Genomic DNA, 17,906 nt, shown 5'->3' on the forward strand with positions numbered 1-17,906 from the left:
GTGTTGTGGGCGATCTGCACTCTGCGTGAGATCTGTTGTCCGGTAGAAGATTTCAGTCGCCGACCGGCGCGGTCGATGCTGTCTGCCGAAGTATGCTCGTCGGCCATGCCGTCGCGGATGGGTTGCCTTCAGCTGGGGGTGTAGCGGGCCTAGGCGTCCAGCTCTCTGGATCAGGTATCCGTTGGGAGTTTCGGTCGCTCTGCTGTTGCTGATGAGCGGGTCGTGCTCGGTATGAGGGTGCGGCCTGGGGGTGTTGGTCGATCGGTTCAGAAAAGGTTGCACTGTGTGCATTGCCGGGAAGGGCGTGCAATGCACGGATACTTGCGTTGGCGCGCAACATATCTGTCCATTTGGACACCGGTGGTCGATCCGGGGCTGAGTTCGGTGGTCCGTTCATCGGAGGTAAACCGCTGGTCGACGGCATCTGAAGGGGCGAGCGTCACGTTCGTTGAGCGCGTAGTTACACATTTGTGATTTTTGCTCGCGAAGGGTGGCCGAGGAACGTTCCGGAGTGGGAGACTAGTGGCAGCCCCCGGTGCAGTCGGGGGCCGCGCCGGCCGTAACTGGTTGGTAGCGCACTGCGTCGCAGAAGTCCCTGAATTGGGCTGCACCCACAATGCTTTGGGGTTCGCGGGGCACGCGAAGCTCGTCGGGCGGGAACCCATCTGGTGATGGATCCCGACCCAGGAGCGCCGATCGAGGTGATCGGCTCGCGGCCCGGGAACTCCTCCGTTCCACAGGTTGAGGAGTTGACGTGACCGGTCTTGTCCGCAGAGCTGGGCGTTTCGCGGGGCTCGATCATGCGCTACGTCCGGATTCAGGTGTCACTGACCGCTTTTCGTCGCATTGAGCGCCGAGTTGGCGCGGCTCGGCGCCGAATTGGGCTGCACCCTCGACCTCGACGTGGCCACCTACCCGGAACTGCGCGTCGAGTTCCTGGCGATGACCGCGGCGGCGCAGCGCGACTCGGGACGGTCCAGGGCGGACATCGTGAAACGTTGCGCGGGCCGGCCCGGCAAACAGACGGTGTACAACTACGCCGGTGCCCCGGACTACCTGAGCTTCCCCAAACCTGAACTCCTGCAACGGTATCTGATGCACTGCGGTCTCGCGCCCGAGCTGGTGCGGTTCGCGGTCGAGCGTTGTGCGGAAATCAGGCGCAGGCATCCGGAGGCAGGCAAGCCTGGACCGCGCAAACAGCAACCGTCCTCGACGGAAGCCCCGGGCGGCCACGCGCCCGGCCGATCCACTAGCGCTACCACGCAGATCAGTGGATCCCCGGAATACGGTAGGCCGGAGGGCGCCGGTCTCGGCACGCCCGATCGTCCGGGTCTATGGCACGGATTGGCTCGATCATGCACGCCGCGAACAGGTTTCGCTGTGGTCGGACAGCAGTTCATCACGTTGCTGTCGCCTGCGGTGTTCGAGCCGTTCGCGGCGGAGGCGTGGCAGCCGGGCACCCGCAGATCGACCGATGTCTCGCCGCCTGACGGCTCCGGCCGATGGGTGGGCAGTGCGGTGCGGGATTCGGGCGTGCGGATCTCGCCGGGACGCATGGCCTTGCGGATGGTGCGTGCGGAACTCGAAAGTGGTGTGCGGCAAGATGATCCCACCGCTGCGGCGAGCCTGGTGCGCCGGGCCTATGGCACGGCGGGCATTGCTCTGCATACACGCGCGGGCGAGCAGGCCGAAGCAGGAGTGCAGGTGTCGTTGGACCAAGCCGAACCAGGCGATATTCTCATCCGGCACGACGGCGGCCTCGCCCTGTACGCAGGCAACGGCACCGCACTGTTGCTCGGCACCGGTAACCCTAATCCGCAACCGGTACAACCCGATCACATCCGCACGACCCGCCGCATCACCTGGACATCGGTTCCACTGGAGAGCAGGCTGGACCTCCCGAGCGAGGCGCGTCCGGACTGCAACCGCCAGGTCCCGGAGCGGCCCCTGCGGGCGGTGAGCATCGCTTCCGGCCGTGCCGACGCCGCGCCGAGCCGCGGCGACGGTGCGATGAGCCCTGGCGACAGTGCGTCGCCCCATCTCATCGATCCGCCGGAGCACGGCGCCGCGCAACCGGATAGTCGGTCATCGGCCCCAGCGTCGCAGGGTCCGTGGCCGGCAGAAGAGCCGACGGGCCGGTGGCCGGCAGAAGAGCCGACGGGCCGGTGGCCGGCAGAAGAGCCGACGGGCCGGTGGCCGGCAGAAGAGCCGACGGGCCGGTGGCCGGCAGAAGAGCCGACGGGCCGGTGGCCGGCAGAAGAGCCGACGGGCCGGTGGCCAGCAGAAGAGCCGAAGGGTTCGTGGCTGGCACAGGAGCTGGAATGTTCCTGGTCGGCGGAAGGCTCGGGGCTGGGGGGAGAGCCGGCGGGACCACGTTCGACGGAACAGGTTGTCGCAGCTTATGAGCGGGCGATGGGTGCGGCGAGTCAGCTGGTCGAGGTTGCGGGCCGAGCGGCGGTGCCGGGGTTGGCGGCGCTGCGGGCGGTTGATCGGCTGGTGTTTCCGTATGAGGGGTCGCAGGCGTGGCTGGTGCGCGCTGCGTTCGATGCGATTGATTTGCCATTGCCCACTGAGGTCCGGTTTGAGTTGCCGGTTATGGCGGTCGCGCTGCGACATCTGGCGGTGCGGCCCGGCGACATCGTGTTCACCGAGTCCGGAGTGCTCGGGATCTACGGCGAGCGTGGGGAGTTGGTGCATCTGGGACCTGCTGGTACCCGTGCGGTCACCGAGTTGCATCCGACGGTGTATGCCACCGCGTGGCGGGTGTCCGCGGTCCCGGCTCGAACGGGTTACGGGCTGGTGAGTGCGGTGACGATGGTCGAGCACGACGGCGCGGGCCGACTGGTGCGGATCTACCGTCCCGGCGAACGGCGCAGCGGCAGACACAGCCGAAGTCCGGAAACGGCCGAAGTCGTCGCGATGGTGATCGAGGTGGTGGAACAGGCGACGCGCCGCGGTGCAATCCTGCCGCTGAGCGCGCGAGAGTTGTTCGCTGCAGCCAACTTTCGGGGCGGTGTCGAGTTCTCGTCAATGACCGCGGCATGGGATCCGCGGCGTGCACCGGTGTACCCCCTGGATGCGCGTTTGCCCACTGCGCCGGACCAGGCACCAGCGAGTCCGGCGACCGCGGCGCGATTGTTCCTGGCCAGGTCCGGCTCGGCACAGTTGGCGCGGTGGGTCAGGCGGCCGAGGCCGGGAGTTGCATGAGCGGAATCCCCTGAGTCCCTTGTTCATATGGCATGTGGAGACTCCGGCGGCAGCTTCGCAGGGCTCGGACCGCGGCGGCAGCGGCGAGTCCGCGATCGCGCGCTGCCGGCGCCGGCCGGATCGGGGGACGGCATCGCCAGCGCGGTGGGTCAGGCGGCTCAGACCGGAGTCGCGTGAGCGGAACCCATTGGGTTCCAGTTCGTGTGGCAGGTGGAGACTCCAGGGACGCTCGGCGTAGATTGGAGCGCGGCACCTTTGGCGGCAGGGTGCCTTCGGTTGAGCCCCGGCGACTCCGCGGCAGCTCTGCGTCGCTCGGACCACACCGGCTCCGTGCGGCTCATGCAGTGCTCGAAGCCATTTGCGAAAGCATCGACAGTTGTGGGCGTGGTGACTACCCGTGACGGTGTAGCCGTCCCTGGTTTGCGCGCCGGACTGGCGTGTTGAGTTTGTTTGGGCGGTGGGGGTTTCCGGTGTGGAGGCGACCCGTGATGTGTAGCCCGTCCCAGGTTTGCACCGGATTATGCTGGGCACATCGTGTGCCGTACCCGGCTGTAGGTGCAGGTCAGGTGCGCGGTGGCTTGTTCCGGCGTGGTCATCTGGCTGTGGTTGCGTCTCGAGTGGCTTGGGAAAGGGCGGGTGGTCGGGGTTGTCTGGACCAAGCGACAGCTTGGTGAGGGGTTCACAGAGTTTCGATGCGGTTCACAGGAGTTGTAGCTGCTGTGAAGCGTAGAGACGGTCTGTGAAGCCCTGGGCCGCACTATCACGCGCAGCCGATCACGCCAGAAACCCCAGGTCGCCGTGTATCAAGCGACAGCTTGGTGCGTGTCGACACGCAGAAACCCCACAGCTGCAACACTTCTCGGGATCTACACCCTTTCTGGCCACCCGAAACCGGTGTAACTCCCGAGAACTGGTGCGGATCCCCAAGCGCCCGCAGTCCATTCGCCCGCCCCGACAAGGAATGCTCGAGAACGGCACCACAGCCAGACGACCACGCTGGGACGAGACACCGCGCACCTGACGTGCGCCTACAGCCGGGAACGGCACCCGATGCGCTCAGCACTATCCATGTAACTCCCGCGGCAGCTACACCAAACTGAGCCGGCGAACTTCGGCAGCCAGCCAACCACCCCAAACGCAACATTCTCTCCGGAAGCCCACCCCCAAACGCAACGGAATACCACCCTGTCGACCGATCCCCCTCACCCGGAATACTTCCATCCGATCATAATCGTGCCCGATTATTCTCCGCCGACAACACTCCCACCCAACTTCCAACAATGGAACCGGACGATCCGGCATAAACAACACCGAGCCCGGAATGCTGAGGGTGGACCTCCGCTTGCGGACGGAAGCCCACCGGTTTCACCCCGATTCTCGGTCACATTCCCTGTTTGAGTCCGGGGGAGTCGGCGCGCGAGGAGATCGCCGCGCTCAACTCGCCGTCCAGTGAACCACGGACCTGTGACCGGAACAACCCTGACATGTGTGCGGCAGTGCTGTCCTGGATGTGTCCAGCCTGGTCCAAGTTTCCAAAATCACTGGTAAATACCGATTTTGGACTTGTCCAAGTGGTATTGAAGGCGACCGCCTCTCGCGCTTCGGATGTCAGCGCTAATTAATTGGAATCGATGGGAAGTCCAATTAAGGAGCCGCGCCCCATTGGAATAGTCGGACTCGATGTCACGTCCAATTCGGATCCGATCAACGCTGGAACACTTCTCCGCTCGTTGGGAACGGTCCAGTAGGAACGGTTCAAAACAAACGTTGAAACCCGGCCGTTTTTAGTTATGCTCGTGATCGCCTTCCGGTTCCGGCGAGGCGGGCGAACCCCGACAAACTTGCGGATCGGGTTCGCCGGTAATTCGAACGTGCACTTGTTTGTGTACTGGTCACATTCCCTGAAGATTCACGAGTCCGTTGCTCGGCGGGCTGACGCGGTCCCGGAACACGGATGCCACACGAGGAGAACAACACAGAGATGCTGAATTCACACCGACATCCCGCGGACGACGCCGAGCGCGCCGGTGCGGTCCCGGATCAGGTGAACCCCGTCCCGGATCAGGTGAACCCCACGGTAGTGCCGCTGCCGCAAGGCGAGCCGCAACCGGCCCGCAGCGAGGACCAGCACACCTGCGGGCACGCGCCGCCGTTCGCGCAACTCCCCGCACCGATGGTCGTCGAGCAGCCCACGACCTTCCGTGCGCTGGCACGACGAGCCAAGGTCGACCTCCGGTTGGTCGCGGGCAGCGTGTTCACGGCCGCGACCTGCACCCAGCTGGCTGCACACGGCTGGCCGGACGACGGACTGGGCACGACGATGGCGGGTAGCGCGGCACTGTTCGCGGCGCGCACCGCGTGGCCGATCGCCCGCGCGGTATGGCGGTACTGCGGACCCGAGGAGATCTCGTTCCGCATCCGTTTCCGTGGTCCGCGCAGCTGAGCGCGCGTTCGGGCGGGCGGGCAAACCGCCCGCCCGCGGCGCGTCGTCGCTCGACACGACGGGGTCGGGACGACCAGAAGGCGAACTACTACACAGCATCGTCTACCGTTGGACTGTGAGCATTCTCGAGACAGTGCTGATCTTCGGCGGCATCCCGCTGGTGATTTATGGCGCGATCGCCGGATTGTCGTATCTCGGTAAGCCACTCGCTGGTGAGAAGCCGGCCCACTACGACCTCGGTCAGCAGTGGACCTCGGCGCCGGTGCTGTGGAGTGCGACCGACGAGGTGACCTCGGCGGTTCATCACGAAAGGGCAGAGGAGTCGCACGGCGGGCATGCGGAGCCGCATGGTCACCACGCGGCCATCGACGCCCCCAAGGCGGAGCTGATCGGAGGCCGGGCAAGTGGCAAGTTCTAATTGGCCCGCGGTGGTCGAGGCCGACCTGCCGCACGGGTACGTCGTCACCAGCAGCGGACGCGTGTCCGGTGTGCACGAGGCCGGCGACGTGTTCAAGGAAGCCCCGTTCAGCGATGACGAGCGGCTGGCCATCGACAACGTGCTCACCGAGGCGACCCGCGCGACGAAGGTGCGGTTCAACATCTACATCGGCGATCTCGGCACCGATCCGGCAGCCGGCGCGGACGCGATCTTCCCCTCGACCCCCGAGGCGCCGGCTTCGGTGCTCATCGCCGTCTCGCCCAACGACAAGGCGATCGAGGTGCGCTCCGGCCGCGAGATCGCCGACCGCGCGAACGACCGCGTCTGCCAGCTCGGCGTCACCGCCGCGCTCAGCTCGTTCCGGCAGGGGCAGCTGATCGACGGCCTGGTCTCGGCGGTGCGCGTGATGGCCGCCGCCATCGGCCGCTGACGATCGGAAACCGCCACCGCGCCTGAGCTTTACCGTCGGCGCGGCACGGCGAAACCACGAGCGTGTTCTTCCGGCGCGCACATCCGAGCAGGGTGTGCGCGCCGGTTTTGTTTGCCCGCACCACGGTGCGCAGACGCGGTCCGATTTTTTTCGGCAAGCACCAGAACTTGGGCTTGTTGGTCGCGGCCCAGTTCGCGCACCTTAGGGATATGCAGATTCTTGTCACGGGAGCCACCGGAAACATCGGCCGCAAGGTCGTCGACCATCTCGTCGCGGCCGGAGCGCAGAACGTGCGAGCGCTCACCAACAACCCGGCGCGGGCGGCGCTACCTCCGGGTGTCGAGGTCGCGGAGGGCTATCTCGGACGGGTGTCCACCCTGCCCGCCGCCTTCGAGGGGGTGGACCGGATGTACCTCGCACCGTTGCTGGACACCATCGATGAGGTGGTAGCACTGGCGAAGGAGGCGGGCGTCGGGCAGATCGTCGACCTGTCCGGCGAAGCGCATTGGACGCCGATCGCCACGGCTGTCGAGAATTCGGGTCTGGACTGGACGCACCTGTTCACCGGTGACTTCATCGAGAACTCCACCATCTGGACAGATCAGATCCGCGCGTCCGACGAGATCCTCGATCCGTTTCCCGAAGTCGCGAGCACGCCGATCACGATGGACGATATCGCGCGCGTCGCCGCGGCGGTCCTGCTCTCCGACGGCCATGCGGGCCGGACCTACGAGTTGACCGGGCCGGAAGCGCTCACCCGCGCGGAGCGCATCCAGCAGATCGGCACGGCACTCGGGCGGGCCCTCTCGGTGCGAAAGGTGCCCCGCGAGGAGGCGATCGAGATTTTCGCCCGCAGCATGGGGGACGGGGCCGAGTGGTACGTGGACGCGACCGGCTCGATGCTGGGCTGGCAGCCCGAACCGACCACTGCCGTCGCGGATCTCACCGGCAGCCCCGCCACCACCTTCGCGAGCTGGGCCGCGGCCAACACCGCCGCATTCAGCTGAACGACGAAGCCCCCGCCCCGGCGGGGCGGGGGCCGTGACTGCTACTGCGCGTCGAAGGCGCGGGCACGCAGGGCGCGCTCGACGCCCGCCTTGCCCTCGGTGACCAAACGGCGCAGGGCGGGCGGGTGGTCACCGGCGAGGAACTTGTCGGCGGCCGCGACCGCGTCGGCGCTGACGTCCCAGGACGGGTACAGGCCGACCACCACGGTCTGCGCGACCTCGCTGGAGCGACGCTCCCACACCTGCGCGACCTCGGCGAAGTAGCGCTCGACGTACGGCGCGAGCAACTCGGCCTGACCCACCGGGGCGAAGCCCGCGACGATCGCGCGCGTGGTGATGTTGGAGACGGAATCGTCCTCGAACACCGTGCGCCACGCCTGCGCCTTGACCTCCGCGATCGGCCGGGCGGTCGCCGCCGTCGCCGCCTGACGCTTGCCCGCCGCGGTCGGATCGTTGGCCAGTTCCTGGTCGATGAACGGGGTGGCCAGGCCGTCGGCGTCGATCTCGCCCGCGATGGCGAGCGCGATGACGATGCGCCAGCGCAGGTCCGTATCGACCACGAGACCGGGCAGCCCGACCTTGGCGGGATCGCCGTCGATCAGTTCGCGCAGCACCTCGGTGTGCCAAGCCGACAGCTTCGCGCCGGTGAGCGCGTTCACGAAGGCCAGCTGGTGATCCGAGCCCGCTGCGGCTTCGCGCGCGAGCTCCAGCAGCCGGTCCGCGTACTCGGTCCAGCCGGTGCTCGCCGCCCACGCCGGGTCGGCGTAGCTGCTGAGCGCGAGGTTGGCTTGCATCAGAAGCCGTTGCACCACACCGATTTCGGTCTCCGCACCGACGCCGCGCTGGACCAGCGCGAGGTAGTCGCGCGCCCGCAGTTCGGCCTGCCTGGTCATCTCCCAGGCGGCCGACCAGGCCAGGGTGCGGGGGAGCGGTTCGGCGATATCGGCGATCCGGTTGATCAGCACGTCCAGCGAACCCGCGTCGAGGCGCACCGAGCAGTAGGTCAGATCGTCGTCGTTGACCAGGACCAGCTGTCCGCTCGGCACGCCGACCAGCTCGGGGACGTCGGTGCGCTCGGCGGCGTCCAGGTCGAGCTCGACGCGCTTGGTGCGCACTAGCTTTCCGTCCTGATCGTCGTACACGCCGACGGCGAGCCGGTGCACCCTGCGTTCACCCGCGCCCGGCGTGGCACCGTCCTGGACCACCGCGAACGAGGTGAACTTGCCCTCGGCGTCGACCTCGAAGTCGGGACGCAGGGTGTTCAGGCCGGTGGTCTTGAGCCACTGCGCGCCCCAGGTGGAAAGGTCACGGCCGGAAGACTTTTCGAGCGCGGTGAGCAGGTCGTCGAAGGTGGCGTTGCCGTAGGCGTGCTCGGCGAAGTAGGCGCGCAGACCGGCCAGGAAGGGCTCCAGCCCGACGTAGGCGACGAGCTGCTTGAGCACCGAAGCGCCCTTGGCATAGGTGATTCCGTCGAAGTTCACCTCGACCGCGTGCAGGTCGGGGATGTCGGCGGCGATCGGGTGGGTGGAGGGCAGCTGGTCCTGCCGGTACGCCCAGGACTTCTCCACGTTCGCGAAAGTGGTCCAGGCGCTGGTGTATTCGGTCGCCTCGGCCTGGCACAGCACCGACGCGAAGGTCGCGAACGACTCGTTCAGCCACAGGTCGTCCCACCACTTCATGGTGACCAGGTCGCCGAACCACATGTGCGCCATCTCGTGCAGCACGGTCTCGGCCCGGCGCTCGTAGGACGCGCGGGTCACCTTGGACCGGAAGACGTAGTCCTCCAGGAAGGTCACCGCGCCCGCGTTCTCCATCGCGCCCGCGTTGAACTCCGGCACGAACAGCTGGTCGTACTTGCCGAACGCGTACGGTACGCCGAAGTTGTTGTGGTAGAAGCCGAATCCCTGCTTCGTTTCGGTGAACAGTCGCTCGGCGTCCATGTGCTCGGCGAGCGAGGCGCGGCAGTAGATGCCGAGCGGGATGCTGCCGTGATCGTCGGTGTAGACGTCGGTCCACTGGGCGTACGGGCCCGCGATCAGCGCGACGAGGTAGGTGCTCATCCGCGGGGTGGTGCGGAAGATGTGCTTACCCGGTTCTGCTGCAAGGGTTTCCACGACGGCGCCGTTGGAGATGACCTTCCAGTCCGGCGCGGCGGTGACGTGCACGTCGAACGTCGCCTTGAGGTCCGGCTGGTCGAAGCACGCGAACATCCGCTTGGCGTCGGCGGTTTCGAACTGCGAGTACAGGTAGACGGCGTCGTCGGTCGGGTCGACGAAGCGGTGCAGGCCCTCGCCGGTGTGCGAGTACTCGCAGTCGGCCTCCACCACCAGCTCGTTGTTCGCGGCGAGATCGGGCAGGGTGATCCCGGTGGACTCGTCGTAGCCGGAGACATCGAGCGCGGTGCCGTTGAGCACCGCCGAGCGCACGCCGCGGGCGACCAGGTCGATGAAGGTGCTCGCGCCCGGCGTCGCGGTGAAGGTGACCGTGCTGCGGGAAAAGAAGGTTTGTTCGCCCGGTTTGCCGGCACCGTCGGTCAGGTCCAGGTCGAGGCGATAGTTCTCGACCGACACGGTCGAGGCGCGTTCGATGGCCTGGTCGCGAGTCAGGTTCGGTGCGGACATAAGGCTCCTTCGGGTTCGAAGAACTACTCGGGCGCTCCCCACGATGCCACCTGGGTAAGGTTGCCCGCGCGGGACTTTTTCCCAGAACCCTATCCAGGAATGGAGCTGCGGAGTGAAGCATGTGCACGCCGGCAAGGTGCGCGACCTCTACGAGGACGGCGACACCCTGCTGCTCGTCGCGTCCGACCGGGTCTCGGTCTACGACGTGGTGCTGCCGACCCCGATCCCGGACAAGGGCGCGATGCTGACCCAGCTGTCCAACTGGTGGTTCGACTACTTCTCCGACGTGCCCAACCACGTGATCTCCGCCACCGATGTGCCCGCCGAGTTCGCCGGCCGCGGGATCCGGGTCAAGCCGTTGAAGATGGTGCAGGTCGAGTGCATCGCCCGCGGCTACCTGGTCGGTTCCGGTTTGAAGGAGTACGAGCAGACCGGTGCCGTGTCCGGTGTGGTGCTGCCGCCGGGGCTGCGCGAGGGCGACAAGCTGCCCGAGCCGATCTTCACCCCGACCACCAAGGCGTCCGAGGGGCACGACGAGCCGATCACCTTCGACGACGTGGTGAACCAGGAGGGTCGCGAGGTCGCCGAGCGGCTCCGCGAACTGACCCTGCACGTTTACATGCGCGGTGCCGCGCACGCCGCCGAGCGCGGTGTGATCGTCGCCGACACCAAGGTCGAGTTCGGCTGGGACGACAGCACACTCACTCTCGGTGACGAGGTGCTCACCTCCGACTCGTCCCGCTTCTGGCCCGCGGCCGAGTGGGAACCCGGCCGTCCGCAACGTTCCTTCGACAAGCAGTTCGTTCGGGACTGGTCCACTTCGACCGGGTGGAACAAGGAATACCCGGGTCCGGAGATTCCCGCCGACATCGTCGAGGCCACCCGCCAGAAGTACCGCGAGGCTTACGAACTCATCACCGGCAACCCCTGGCCCTAGGCCTGTCTCGGGTCACGCCTGCGCGAGATGCTCGCGCAGGCGTTCCAGGTACGGTCGCTGGCCGGTGCCGAGTTTCTGCTGCGCGGTGGCGAGGTCGAACCAGTCGGCGCGGTCGATCTCCGGGAAGGTGGCCTGTTTGCCGGAGCGGGGCGGCCATTCCATCTCGAAGGTGCCCGGCACCATGTCGGTGAGATCGAGGTCGGACTCGACGGCCCACACGGTCAGGGTCTTCTTGCCCCGGCCGCTGCCGTAGCGGACGTCGCCGAGCGGGATCCAGTCGCCCGGTGGCACGAAAAGCCCGAGTTCCTCGTGGAATTCGCGGCTCGCGGCCGCCCTGGCGTCCTCCAGCTCCGGCTCGTACTCACCCTTCGGGATGGACCACGCGCCGTCGTCCTTCCGCGCGAAGAACGGGCCACCCATGTGCCCGAGCAACACCTCGATCGTCTCGCCGTTTGTCCGCCGGAACAGCAGCACACCGGCACTGGTCTTATCCGTCACCCTCGCAGTCTGCCCCTACCCGCCGGTCGAACCACACTCGGCGGCGGCGCAGGTCGGCTCACGCGTGCCGCAGCCGGGCGGCGCGCAGCGTCAGATAGCGGTGCTCCGGGACGCTGTGCGTGCGTTGCGCGGCCGCCGTGTAGGCGGTGATCGCGGCGGTGGGATCGCCGGCCATCTCGTGCAGATGGCCGCGGACGGCGTCGAGCCGATGGCTGTCGGCGAGTTGGTCGTCGAGGGTGGCGACGAGTTCCAGACCGGCCGCCGGCCCGTGCACCATCGCCAGCGCGACCGCTCGGTTCAAGGTCACCACCGGATTGTCCGAGAGCTTGTCCAACAGGTCGTAGAGGGCGAGGATCCTGGGCCAGTCGGTGTCCTCGGTGGACCGCGCCTGCGCGTGCAACGCCGCGATGGCCGCTTGGATCTGGTACGGCCCGTCGAGTCCCGCGGCGAGCGTGCCCGTCGTCAGCGTGACACCCGCGACGATCTGCGCGCGATCCCACAGCGCCCGGTTCTGCTCGGCCAGCGGGATCAGCTCGCCGTGCGCGCCGGTGCGGGCCGCGCGCCGGGCGTCGGTCAGCAGCATCAGCGCGAGCAGGCCGGTGACCTCGGTGTCCGCCGGCACCAGCCGGTGCATGGCGCGGGCGAGCCGAATCGCCTCGCCGGACAGGTCCGTTCGGTGCAAGTCCGGCCCCGAGGTGCTGGTATTGCCCTCGTTGAAGATCAGGTACAGCACGTGCAGCACCGCGCCGAGCCGTTCGCGCCATTCCGCGGTCTCCGACCCGGCGAACGGCCGGTCCAAGGTCGCCAGCTTCTTCTTGGCGCGCGTGATCCGTTGTGCCATGGTCGTTTCCGGCAGTAGGAAGGCCTGCGCGATCTCGCCCGTGCTCAACCCGCCCACCGCGCGCAGCGTCAGCGCCACCGCACTGGCCGTGGACAGGGCCGGATGGCAGCAGAGGAAGAACATGGCCAGCGTGTCGTCCTGATCGACCGGCATGGCGTCGGTCACCGCCCGCTCGAATGCCGTTGTCTCCCTGCGTCGCCGGGCCACCTCAGCGCGCACCGCGTCGGCCATCCGGCGCTGTGCCACCTGGATCAGCCAGCCGCGTGGGTTGTCCGGCACGCCCTCGACCGGCCACTGGGTCGCGGCGGCGAGCATGGCCTCCTGCAGCGCGTCCTCCGCGGTGTCGAAATCGCCGAAGCGGCGGACCAGCGCACCGAGGACCTGTGGCGCCAACTCGCGCAACAGGTCCTCGGCCCTCGCCGGGAGCGGTGTGTCGTCGGGCACCGCTCGCCGGTTGGTCACTGCGCGGTGGCCGGAGCGTGCATGACCGGTCGCACCTCGATATATTCGCCGATCGGTTCACCACCCGGACCCGGGGCCGCCGAGACTTGCGCGGCGATCTCGTAGGCCCGCTCCGGGCTTTCCACATCCACGATCCAGTACCCGGCCAAGAACTCTTTCGTCTCCGGGAACGGTCCGTCGGTCACCATCGGCGCGGACCGGCCGTCGGAGCTGACGATGCGGGCTTCGGACGGACCGGCGAGCCCCTGCGCGTCTACCAGCTCACCCGACTTGGCCAGTTGCTCGCCGAGGGCGCGCTGAAAGTCTATGTGCGCCTGGATCTCTTCGGGGGACCACTCGTTGATCGGTGTGTCGCAGTAGGCGGGGGTGGTGTAGGTCTTCAGCAGCATGTATTTCATCGGGTGTCCGCATCACAGTGGTTTCGAGGTGTCGGCGAGCGCGTCGGGGTCGACCGGGGCGCCGTCGAGGATGAGTTCCTTGATTCGGTCCGTCACGTCCCACACGTTCACGTTCATGCCCGCGAGCACCCGGTTGTCCCCGTCCAGCCAGAACGCGACGAACTCGCGGCCCGCGACATCGCCGCGGGTCACCACGCGCGCGTAGTCGCCGGGCGCGGCGTAACCGGTGTACTCCATGCCCAGGTCGTACTGGTCGGTGAAGAAGTAGGGCAGCCGGTCGTAGGTCGCCTGCTTGCCGAGCATGGTCGCGGCCGCGACGGCGGGCTGGTTGAGCGCGTTCGCCCAGTGCTCCACCCGAATCCGGCGGTCCAGCACGGGATGCTGCTGCGCGGCGATATCACCCACCGCGACGATGTCCGCGTCGCTGGTGACCAGATGTGCGTCGACGAGCACGCCGCCGTCCACCGAGAGCCCGGCGGCCTCCGCCAGTTCGACGTTCGGCCTGGCGCCCACGGCGACCAGCACCGCTTCGGCCTCGATGGTGCTGCCGTCGTCGAGTTTCACGCCCGTGGCCAGATCGGTCGCGATGCCTTCCCTGGTGGTGATCTCGCTGATCTGCGCGCCGAGCCGCAGGTCGACTCCGTGCGACCGATGTAGTTCGGCGAACACCTCGCCCATCTCGGGGCCGAGCGCGCCGAGCAGTGGCTGTTCGGCGCTCTCGACGATGGTCACCTCGACCCCGGCGGCGCGAGCCGCGGCCGCCACCTCGAGGCCGATCCAGCCCGCCCCGATGATCACGATCCGTTGCGCGGCGCTACCGAAGAGTTCGATCAGCGTGTCGGAGTCGTTGATGGTGCGCAGGGTGTACACGTTGGGGGCGTCGGCGCCGGGGATGGACAGGGTGCGCGGCGTCGATCCGGTGGCGAGGGCCAGCTTGTCGTAGGCAACGGTGGAACCGTCCGGCAGTTCGACGGTCTTCGCGGCCGGGTCCAGCCCGGTGACCGTGGTGCCGAGCCGCAGATCGACGTTGTGGTCGCGATACCACTGCGCCGGATCGACGGTGAATTCGGCGAGCGCCTTCTTGCCGAGCAGATGCTCCTTGGACAGCGGTGGGCGCTCGTAGGGCAGGTGCTCCTCCGCGCCGATCATGGTCACCGACCCTGGAAAGTCGTTGGCGCGCAATGCTTCTGCCAGCTTGGCCGCGGCGAGCCCGCCGCCGACGATGACAAACCGCTGCCCCGAGCTCATGGCGGACTCCTTGTCGAGAGGGAACTGGACTCCTGGCGATCAACCCTAACCGGGCCGAGGACGGCATCGGCGGAAAACGCCGCGGCGGGCGGGAACGAATCGGCGCCCGCCGTGGTTGCTGGAGGTAGCGGTTGGGGGGATACCGCCCCGACAAGCCTGCGATTCGAGAGGACCCGCCGTGAGTGACAAAGGCTCCGCGAAGGATGTTGCCGATTTCTGGTTCGATCCACTGTGCCCCTGGTGCTGGATCACCTCCCGCTGGATTCTCGAGGTCGAGCAGGTACGCGACATCGAGGCCCGGTTCCACGTGATGAGCCTGGCGGTGCTGAACGAGAACAAAGAGGGCCTGCCCGAGCAGTACAAAGAACTGCTCGCCACCGGCTGGGGGCCGGTGCGCGTCGCCATCGCCGCGGCGCAGGAGCACGGCGACAAGGTGCTGCTGCCGCTCTACACCGCGATGGGCACCCGGATCCACAACCGGCGCGCCGAATACGAGCGGGACTCGCGCACGGAGTCGCTGGCCGCGGTGATCGCCGACGCGCTGGCCGAGGTGGGCCTGCCCGCCGAACTGGCGCAGGCCGCCGACAGCACCGACTACGACGAGGCACTGCGCGCGAGTCATCACGCGGGCATGGACAAGGTCGGCCCGGATGTCGGCACGCCGACGATCCATATCAACGGCACCGCGTTCTTCGGCCCGGTGCTGTCCCGGATCCCGCGCGGCGAACAGGCGGGCAAGCTGTGGGACGCCTCGGTGACGCTGGCCGACTACCCGCACTTCTTCGAGCTCAAGCGCACGCGCAACGAGGACCCCGAGTTCGACTGAGTAGCTCGGCGAGTGCCGCGGAACGTTGCGCGGCACTCGTTCGCTATTGCACCGGTTTCGGTGGGAACGCCGGAGCCTGGCCGTACGAACTCGGATAGGCCGGGGGCGCGGCGGCGACCGGCGGGCTCGGCCGCAACCAGAGCTTGCCGTGCCTGCTGCGGTCGCGCAGTGCCCACATCCGCCAGGTCAGCACCGGGTGCGAGGACATGGCGTTGACCACCCAGACGAAGAAGCCCTTCTCCAGTGCCGCCCGGTCGGCCATCTCGTCGAAGCCGACCAGCGTGTTCAAGTACTTGCCCGCGGCCAGCGTGGCCATCGCGGTGGGCGCGCCGGTGTGCCGATGACAGTAGCCGTGGTTGTCGGCGGTGTACTCCTGCGCACGGATCAGCGAGTTGCCCAGGAACGGCAGGAACGGGACGAGGAACATGCCGAGCTGACGCCAATACGAGGTGTGGCCCGCCGCGATGTGCCCGACCTCGTGCCCGATGATGAACGCGAGCGCGTCGGGTTCGCGTGCCGCGCCGCCGATCTCGAACAGGTCGCTGTACACCGCGACGTAACGGCGGAATCCGTGCCCGCTGGCGAACGCGTTGATCTGACCGTTGCCGAGCACCACGTAGGCGTCGGGCGCCTTGGCCATGCCGAACCGGGCGGCGGCCTCGGCCACCATCCGGTAGCCCTCGGGGAACTGCGTCGGCGACATCCGCACCCCGTTGACCCGCTGGGTCGAGTAGGTGATGCCGCGACCCACCCACAACAGCACCGGCGCGAAAACCAGCAGCAGCACGTACTGGTCGACGCTGCCGGTCACCAGCAGCAGCACCGCGATCGCGTACGCGATCACCGTCAGCGTGACGATCACGACGAGCATCGGGATCTCCCAGCTGTGCCGGGCGGGCATGCCGTAGGGCGAGAGCCCGCGCGGTTGCTGCTGGGGCGGCAGCGGCGGCGGTACCGGCGCGCCGGGATACGGGCCGTAGGGAGCGGGGTTCGGCGGGGAGCCGTAGGGCGTGCTCGGGGCCTGCGCCCACCCGGCCGAGGCATACGGGTCGGCCTGCTGGCCCGTCTGTGGGGGCTGGGGTTCGTGCGGCTGCATGAAATGAACTCTATTCAGTTGCTGGGAACAGGCGGTGCCGCGACGGCGCGCAGACCGCGGTCTGCCGGTCGCTCGCGGCGTATCTCTCGATTCGCGGCAGCCGCCCCCGGTGTTAATCGAGCCGCCTGACAGAATGCCTGCCATGCGCGTATACCTCGGTGCCGACCATGCCGGTTTCGAACTCAAGAATCTTGTCAAGGATCATCTGGAAAAGGCGGGCCACGAGGTGGTCGACTGCGGCGCACTCGAGTACGACGCGCTGGACGACTACCCGGCCTTCTGCATCGAGGCGGCCCGCCGCACCGTCGCCGACCCCGGCAGCCTGGGACTGGTTTTCGGCGGCAGCGGTAACGGCGAGCAGATCGCCGCGAACAAGGTGCCCGGCGCCCGTTGTGCGCTGACCTGGAGCGTGGAGACCGCCAAGCTGGCTCGTCAGCACAACAACGCTCAGCTGGCCGGCATCGGCGGCCGCATGCACTCCACCGAAGAGGCGCTCGCCATCGTGGACGCGTTCGTCACCACCCCGTGGTCGGAAGAGGAGCGCCACCAGCGGCGCATCGACATCCTGGCCGAGTACGAGAAGTCCGGCGACGCACCGGCGGTCCCCGCGTACTGACGCAGACCGGCTGTGCCTGAAGGACATACGCTGCACCGTCTCGCGAAGCTGCATCAGCGGCGGCTCGCGGGCGGTGTGGTGCGCGTGTCGAGCCCGCAGGGCAAATTCGCCGCCGGCGCCGCCCAGGTGGACGGGCACCTGCTGACCAAGGCCGAGGCGTGGGGCAAACACCTGCTGCACCACTACGATTCGGGTCTGGTCGTGCACGTGCACCTCGGCCTCTACGGCAAGTTCTACGATTTCGAGCTGCCCATGGGGGAGCCCGTCGGGCAGGTGCGCATGCGCATGCTCGGCGCGCCCGACGGGCAGCCCGGGTTCGGCACCGACCTGCGCGGTCCCACCGCGTGCGAAGTGCTGCTGCCGCCGGAGGTTTCGGCGCTGACCGAGCGGCTCGGTCCCGACCCGCTGCGTCGTGGTGCCGACCCCGAGCGCGCGTGGGCCCGCATGCACCGGTCGCAGCGGCCGATCGGCGCGCTGCTGATGGATCAGAAGGTGGTCGCCGGCGTCGGCAACGTCTACCGGGCGGAACTGCTGTTCCGGCACCACGTTTCGCCGTTCCGGCCGGGCACCGCGCTGTCCGCCGGCGAGTGGGACGCGATGTGGGCCGATCTGGTCGCGTTGATGAAGGTGGGCGTGCGGGTCGGCAAGATGGTCGTGGTCCGGCCCGAGGACGATCACGGGGAGCCCTCCTACGCCCCGGACCGCCCGCGCACCTACGTCTATCGTCGCCAGGGCGCCGCCTGCCGCATCTGCGGTACCCCCGTAGCCCACGCCGTCATGGAAGCGCGAAACCTCTTCTGGTGCCCCACCTGCCAGCCGGACTAGCCGGGCACGGCC

General features: G+C 67.9%; 15 protein-coding genes. 9 read left to right on the forward strand and 6 right to left on the reverse strand.

The genetic code is table 11. The features are described 5' to 3' along the window. The first annotated feature begins 1,554 nt into the window (after positions 1-1,554). From O3I_RS08755 to O3I_RS08775, 5 genes are all read left to right on the forward strand, one after another. On the forward strand, positions 1,555-3,207 hold the full coding sequence (locus tag O3I_RS08755; RefSeq protein ID WP_237748272.1) for a hypothetical protein: 1,653 nt from the start codon (positions 1,555-1,557) through the stop codon (positions 3,205-3,207). 1,981 nt (positions 3,208-5,188) lie between these two features. Beyond that, complete coding sequence (locus tag O3I_RS08760; protein ID WP_014982548.1) at positions 5,189-5,650, forward strand: hypothetical protein; 462 nt, start codon at positions 5,189-5,191, stop codon at positions 5,648-5,650. Positions 5,651-5,765: 115 nt separating this feature from the next. Continuing rightward, positions 5,766-6,068, forward strand: coding sequence for a hypothetical protein (locus O3I_RS08765; RefSeq protein WP_041562498.1), 303 nt, complete (start codon positions 5,766-5,768; stop codon positions 6,066-6,068). Next, positions 6,055-6,519 carry a DUF5130 domain-containing protein gene (locus O3I_RS08770; RefSeq protein ID WP_041562499.1) on the forward strand — a complete coding sequence of 155 codons (465 nt, stop codon included), beginning with the start codon at positions 6,055-6,057 and terminating at the stop codon, positions 6,517-6,519. The genes O3I_RS08765 and O3I_RS08770 overlap by 14 nt, the downstream gene beginning before the upstream one ends. A gap of 209 nt (positions 6,520-6,728) precedes the next feature. After that, entirely contained in the window at positions 6,729-7,526 is a 798-nt protein-coding gene (locus O3I_RS08775; protein ID WP_041562500.1) for an NAD(P)H-binding protein, read from the forward strand. Positions 7,527-7,567: 41 nt separating this feature from the next. On the opposite strand, the gene pepN is transcribed toward O3I_RS08775, so the two are convergent. Then, positions 7,568-10,147, reverse strand: a complete 2,580-nt coding sequence (pepN, locus tag O3I_RS08780; protein ID WP_014982552.1) for an aminopeptidase N — start codon at positions 10,145-10,147, stop codon at positions 7,568-7,570. Between the two features lie 112 nt (positions 10,148-10,259). Here pepN and O3I_RS08785 point away from each other — a divergent pair, with 112 nt between their 5' ends. Continuing rightward, the gene (locus tag O3I_RS08785; RefSeq protein ID WP_014982553.1) at positions 10,260-11,084 is read left to right on the forward strand and encodes a phosphoribosylaminoimidazolesuccinocarboxamide synthase; all 825 of its coding nucleotides are present in this window, start codon (positions 10,260-10,262) and stop codon (positions 11,082-11,084) included. A gap of 12 nt (positions 11,085-11,096) precedes the next feature. Here O3I_RS08785 and O3I_RS08790 read toward each other — a convergent pair whose 3' ends face one another. From O3I_RS08790 to O3I_RS08805, 4 genes are read right to left on the reverse strand one after another with little or no spacing between them, the layout of a single operon-like run. Then, positions 11,097-11,582, reverse strand: a complete 486-nt coding sequence (locus O3I_RS08790) for an NUDIX domain-containing protein (protein WP_014982554.1) — start codon at positions 11,580-11,582, stop codon at positions 11,097-11,099. A gap of 58 nt (positions 11,583-11,640) precedes the next feature. Continuing rightward, entirely contained in the window at positions 11,641-12,885 is a 1,245-nt protein-coding gene (locus O3I_RS08795) for an RNA polymerase sigma factor (protein WP_014982555.1), read from the reverse strand. Beyond that, complete coding sequence (locus O3I_RS08800; RefSeq protein ID WP_014982556.1) at positions 12,882-13,283, reverse strand: YciI family protein; 402 nt, start codon at positions 13,281-13,283, stop codon at positions 12,882-12,884. Before O3I_RS08800 ends, O3I_RS08795 begins: the two co-directional genes overlap by 4 nt. Before the next feature lie 12 nt (positions 13,284-13,295). Beyond that, entirely contained in the window at positions 13,296-14,531 is a 1,236-nt protein-coding gene (locus O3I_RS08805; RefSeq protein WP_014982557.1) for an NAD(P)/FAD-dependent oxidoreductase, read from the reverse strand. Between the two features lie 178 nt (positions 14,532-14,709). On the opposite strand from O3I_RS08805, the gene O3I_RS08810 reads away from it, so the two are divergent. Further along, positions 14,710-15,357 carry a DsbA family protein gene (locus O3I_RS08810; protein ID WP_014982558.1) on the forward strand — a complete coding sequence of 216 codons (648 nt, stop codon included), beginning with the start codon at positions 14,710-14,712 and terminating at the stop codon, positions 15,355-15,357. A gap of 43 nt (positions 15,358-15,400) precedes the next feature. On the opposite strand, the gene O3I_RS08815 is transcribed toward O3I_RS08810, so the two are convergent. Continuing rightward, positions 15,401-16,453, reverse strand: coding sequence for a M48 family metallopeptidase (locus tag O3I_RS08815; RefSeq protein ID WP_014982559.1), 1,053 nt, complete (start codon positions 16,451-16,453; stop codon positions 15,401-15,403). Between the two features lie 142 nt (positions 16,454-16,595). On the opposite strand from O3I_RS08815, the gene O3I_RS08820 reads away from it, so the two are divergent. Beyond that, complete coding sequence (locus O3I_RS08820) at positions 16,596-17,069, forward strand: ribose-5-phosphate isomerase (RefSeq protein WP_014982560.1); 474 nt, start codon at positions 16,596-16,598, stop codon at positions 17,067-17,069. 12 nt (positions 17,070-17,081) lie between these two features. Further along, complete coding sequence (locus tag O3I_RS08825; RefSeq protein WP_014982561.1) at positions 17,082-17,894, forward strand: Fpg/Nei family DNA glycosylase; 813 nt, start codon at positions 17,082-17,084, stop codon at positions 17,892-17,894. The last annotated feature ends 12 nt before the right edge of the window (positions 17,895-17,906 follow it).

Source organism: Nocardia brasiliensis ATCC 700358, from assembly GCF_000250675.2.
GTDB classification, from domain to species: Bacteria; Actinomycetota; Actinomycetes; order Mycobacteriales; family Mycobacteriaceae; genus Nocardia; species Nocardia brasiliensis_B.

Excerpts from the sequence above, each read along its gene's own strand:
- O3I_RS08755 (WP_237748272.1), top strand. The coding sequence starts at position 1,555 with ATGGCCTTGCGGATGGTGCGTGCGGAACTCGAAAGTGGTGTGCGGCAA.
- O3I_RS08760 (WP_014982548.1), top strand. The coding sequence starts at position 5,189 with ATGCTGAATTCACACCGACATCCCGCGGACGACGCCGAGCGCGCCGGT.
- O3I_RS08775 (WP_041562500.1), top strand. The coding sequence starts at position 6,729 with ATGCAGATTCTTGTCACGGGAGCCACCGGAAACATCGGCCGCAAGGTC.
- pepN (WP_014982552.1), bottom strand. The coding sequence starts at position 10,147 with ATGTCCGCACCGAACCTGACTCGCGACCAGGCCATCGAACGCGCCTCG.
- O3I_RS08800 (WP_014982556.1), bottom strand. The coding sequence starts at position 13,283 with ATGAAATACATGCTGCTGAAGACCTACACCACCCCCGCCTACTGCGAC.
- O3I_RS08805 (WP_014982557.1), bottom strand. The coding sequence starts at position 14,531 with ATGAGCTCGGGGCAGCGGTTTGTCATCGTCGGCGGCGGGCTCGCCGCG.
- O3I_RS08815 (WP_014982559.1), bottom strand. The coding sequence starts at position 16,453 with ATGCAGCCGCACGAACCCCAGCCCCCACAGACGGGCCAGCAGGCCGAC.
- O3I_RS08820 (WP_014982560.1), top strand. The coding sequence starts at position 16,596 with ATGCGCGTATACCTCGGTGCCGACCATGCCGGTTTCGAACTCAAGAAT.